3 protein-coding genes and 1 rRNA gene are annotated in these 4,325 nt (G+C 39.0%); all 4 read right to left on the minus strand.

Annotated features, from left to right (window positions below; all coding sequences use genetic code 11):
- Positions 1 to 146 (minus strand): 16S ribosomal RNA (locus AC1DM9_RS34165); the annotation flags it as partial.
- A 987-nt stretch (positions 147 to 1,133) separates the two neighbouring features.
- Positions 1,134 to 1,703, minus strand: a complete 570-nt coding sequence (locus tag AC1DM9_RS34170; RefSeq protein ID WP_477584476.1) for a YdeI/OmpD-associated family protein — start codon at positions 1,701 to 1,703, stop codon at positions 1,134 to 1,136.
- Positions 1,704 to 1,967: 264 nt separating this feature from the next.
- Positions 1,968 to 2,483 carry a DinB family protein gene (locus AC1DM9_RS34175; RefSeq protein ID WP_477584478.1) on the minus strand — a complete coding sequence of 172 codons (516 nt, stop codon included), beginning with the start codon at positions 2,481 to 2,483 and terminating at the stop codon, positions 1,968 to 1,970.
- Positions 2,484 to 2,564: 81 nt separating this feature from the next.
- Positions 2,565 to 3,482: a helix-turn-helix transcriptional regulator gene (locus AC1DM9_RS34180; RefSeq protein ID WP_477512994.1), complete on the minus strand. Its 918-nt coding sequence runs from the start codon at positions 3,480 to 3,482 to the stop codon at positions 2,565 to 2,567.
- Between the last annotated feature and the right edge of the window lie 843 nt (positions 3,483 to 4,325).

Below are 4,325 nucleotides of genomic sequence, written 5' to 3' on the forward strand. Positions count from 1 at the left end.
AGTCTTACAGGCAGGTTACCCACGTGTTACTCACCCGTCCGCCGCTRAGCATCAGAGGTGCAAGCACCTCATCAACTCCGCTCGACTTGCATGTATTAGGCACGCCGCCAGCGTTCGTCCTGAGCCAGGATCAAACTCTCCAAATTGGTTGTTTGACTTGCTCATAACTTTTATCGCTATATTTGCTCATCCCGAAGGATTTGCAAGGCAGTTATTACTCGTTGTTCAGTTTTCAAAGAGCAATCTTTTCTTTCGTTTGTTTCTCTCGCCGTCCGCGTGTATCTCTCGGCCGGAATTAGAATATACCATGCATGCATATATGATTGCAAGTCTTTTTTGAAATTATTTTATTATATTTATGATTTCACTATATAAATGCCATTTAATACGTCTATAATGCCTGTAAAACACTACATTTAAGCGTTTTAATATTTAATTTCGTTAATATAAATGAACAAACATATTATTAGTTATTTATTTTGAGCTCAATATTATCCTAGTTAACTATGTGTAATGCAGATGATTAACAAATGGAATTCAAATCAGCTCATATAATCATCGTTTTCTGCTTGATATCTGATTCTGCCTTACATCAATCTATTTAATCCTAGAAGACACAAAGCTGCATCACTTCTTATCTATCCCTGTACAGGTTTGTATGAATTCCGTGACTTGCTTCTGATACTCATTTACAGGGGAATAGCATCTTGATTCATAAATACGATTGCTTTTTAAAATGAATTATAACTGTGCAAAGTCCTTAACTTTAAAAAAGCCATTAGTAATTCCTCTTTATCTATTAAGATCACCTACGTAACCTGTTCGTTATTTACAATCAGAATTAATCCTTGCTTTACATCCTCCACGAATGTTCATTCTATTCTAGACCAAGACCATCCGTATTCAACATTCACAATAGCAGCTGAACCGTCCAGCATAAGCACCTCCCCGACCTATTCGTATGTGTAGGAACTAAAATAATCCTACCACGCATATGAAAGGATGGGTTTTTAATTTGAAACAAATCAAAATTAGTATAGTAGAAGACTACAACCACTAATTACAAATAGCCTATTTCGACGTGCTTATATAACCACCACAACAAACAATTTCTCGCTACAAAATAGCGTATCTTAATAATCTAGGAGGCGTCCATTGTCATGCCATTGACCGTACATTTTATTTTCCTTAGTGTTTGCAATGAATTTGTCTAATCTACTATTAAATAATTCCGGCTGGTTTTTATTACTTTGTATCGTGTCGATCCGAACTCTTTTATAAAGAGCTGGAAATGCCGAAAAATTCTCAATTACCTGTCTCTCCTCTTTGAGCCTTTGCTTTATAACCTTATCTATTTTAAAAGAATCGTAATCCATATCGGGAAGTACCTTTCTTCCTTCATCTCTCATTAACCCCAACTTTTCAAGGCGGCGGACACGTTCTTTATTCAATTCAGTCCATGAACTTTTTTTGCTTCTAGGTGATAGTCTCTGCGCCATTTGAGTTTCGGTTATTTTCTTTTTCACTCCATCAATCCATCCAAAGCACAAAGATTCTTCGACCGCGTCCAAATACAGCAACGTATCTGGGTTTGGCGTCATGCTAACTACTACCCAGCAAGACTTTTTAATATTTCCATTTTCCTGTAGCCAAATCCTCAAATCTTCTCTCGAATTTACTGTAATTAGATTTTCAATTTCCATAGATAAAATTCAAGCTCCTTCTAACTATAGTGTGTAATTAAATTCATTATACAACCTATGACCCAAGTCGAACTTGATACTATTAGCAAAAGGGTTAAATGATACTTATCTCAACTAGCAATGGTGACTTATTTCTTCTATTAAATCGAAGTAAAAAGGTCGACTCCCCTATTTTTAGAAGTATCGACCTTTTTAGTATAATTTGATTTAATTCAAAACAATATCCATTGCGCTCACCAAATCTTCAAAACGATGAGCCAGTGTTTAAACGGATTCCGCAGCTTCCTGATACCAAAAAAATGCATAGTCGTTCATGACGGATGCGTGGCCTAGTTGGCGCAACATTGTTGAAATATTGCCTCTGTGATAGGTCCCATGATTGGCCACTTGCAGTACAATTTCCGATAAGCGTGTTTGGCGAATTCCGGCAAATGGGTTATCAAGCAAAACGGTTTGCTCCAAATCAGCTTCGCTTTGGAACCATTCTCTGTATTGTTCCGATAACTGTGCGAAGTTGTTGGCGTATTCATCTACAGAATGCAGGATACTCACATTTAGCGACATACATTCTTGAAATGCCTCTCGCATACCAGTGCCTGTTAAAACCTTATACCACATCGTATCCACTGCATAGATATGACTAAGGGCATGGGCAATGGTAGGAAATGAGCTGTTTACTTCTTGACTTAGCACAGAGGCAGGGAGTTCCTTGATTCTCCCCATGATCGTTTGGTTGGCCCATGTGTGGTATTGAAACATTTCTACTGGATAATTGGACATTCGTAAATTCTCCTTTTGATTTCTAATAAATTGATTTTGGTTCTGTAGTTATAATAATAAAAGAAGTATGACAACAGACTGTCATACTTCTTCATAAAGTTTGAGTGTATTTTGAAGCTGTTCTTTTAAAATCCCTCGCAGTGCATAAGGTTCGAGTACTTCGGCGCCACTGCCAAAGCTCAGAAGAATGGACCATAGCCATCTTGCTTCAAGTGGTTTATAAACTGGAATTCGTATCGTTGCATTTCCATCGGCATGAAATTGCATATCCGCTTGGTGAAACTGATCCATAGCTATCGCCAAAGCCTCCGGTCCCACTTGAATCACAACATCTTTCAAAAGATCGCACCATTCCTTGTTTGTGAAAGTAAGCTCTTTCGACACTAAGTGGTGCTGCTGAAAGTCTTCCTGCGTCAACACTAAGTTCATTATTCGTGATAATCGGAACTCCCGATAGTCACAACGCGTTCGACAAAAGCCATAAACGTACCAATTGCCATATTTGAAATGAAGCTGTATGGGTTCCATATCACGGGAAGTACGATCATTATTAGCATTAATATAATCAAAACGGACGATTTTTCGCTCCGTAATGCCCGTACGTAAATGTTGAAGCGCGTCAGGCCCTGACCGGCGGGTTTCTAAGTCGACAGATACAGTGGGGATCTGCTGCTCGGGTCCGATTGTTTGTAGTCGTTCAATGGTACCCTGAGCACGCTCATCTTTAAACACGCTGGAGAGGCTGCTGAGCACGGTGATTAGGGAATCGACATCATAAGAACCGAGCAAGCTTTTATCCATTTTGTATCCGTCCATTATCCCGTATCCGCCATTCATTCCCTGATACGATATGACAGGGAAGCCCGCAGCGCAGATCACATCGATATCCCGATAAATAGTTCTTTGGGAAACTTGATACTCTTCAGCCAGCATAGAAGCAGACAAAACTTCGTTATTCAGGAGCTTGTAGATTATGGAGATCAATCGCTCCAATTTCATATATATCCCCGCCCGTTAATCCATTTCGCATTGCTGCTTAATATTATATCACAGATTTTTTATTACTAATTTTCAGGGACACCCTGCTTGATGTATCGTAGATACATGAATTGGATTGAACGATCGGGGTATCTAGATTGGCATAACACCGTAAAACCCACGTTAAAAAGCATCTTCTATCGCAGGTAGACGTGCAGTCATAATGGAAGGAGTTCTCTTGAAGAACAAACATCACTAATGTAAACGCACCGATGACCAGCCGGTCGTGTGTGCGCCAGAGGCACAGAGACTAGAACATTTAATATAGTGTTATAGTCAAAAAAAGCTACTTGCATTCATTCGAACATCTACCCTAGATTATTGAATAAATTTCCGCAGCATTACGATCTGACATATTAGTAATACCTAGACAAACAGCTGTCTAAGCGTTCGCCTTTTCAATGAGTTCACTTGCAGTCGAATCACAGTACAATTATAGAGAAGTCTTCTTCTTTTTTAAGACGTGTTTATTTGGCTCTTAACGTCCCATACCTTCGTCTCTTATTAGATTCCAGATATTAGAATGATAATACTTGTCTGCAGAGGGTTAAAAAGCTTGGGAGAGGCGTAGAGGAATTTTTTACGAGATCGGAGTAATAACAACTGAAGCCTTATTACGTTTTACCAATATGAGTTACCCATTTCATGAAAATTACTCAAAAGCATCTCATTTGAATATCATTTCCTACTTTTGAACAACAAAAAAAGCCTTGCTAAGCAAGACTTCTTTTGTCGTACTATGATGCGCGTAGAGGGACTTGAACCCCCACGGTTGCCCGCTAGATCCTAAGTCTAGTGCGTCTG

The sequence above is a fragment of the Paenibacillus sp. 01T431 genome, assembly GCF_056398625.1.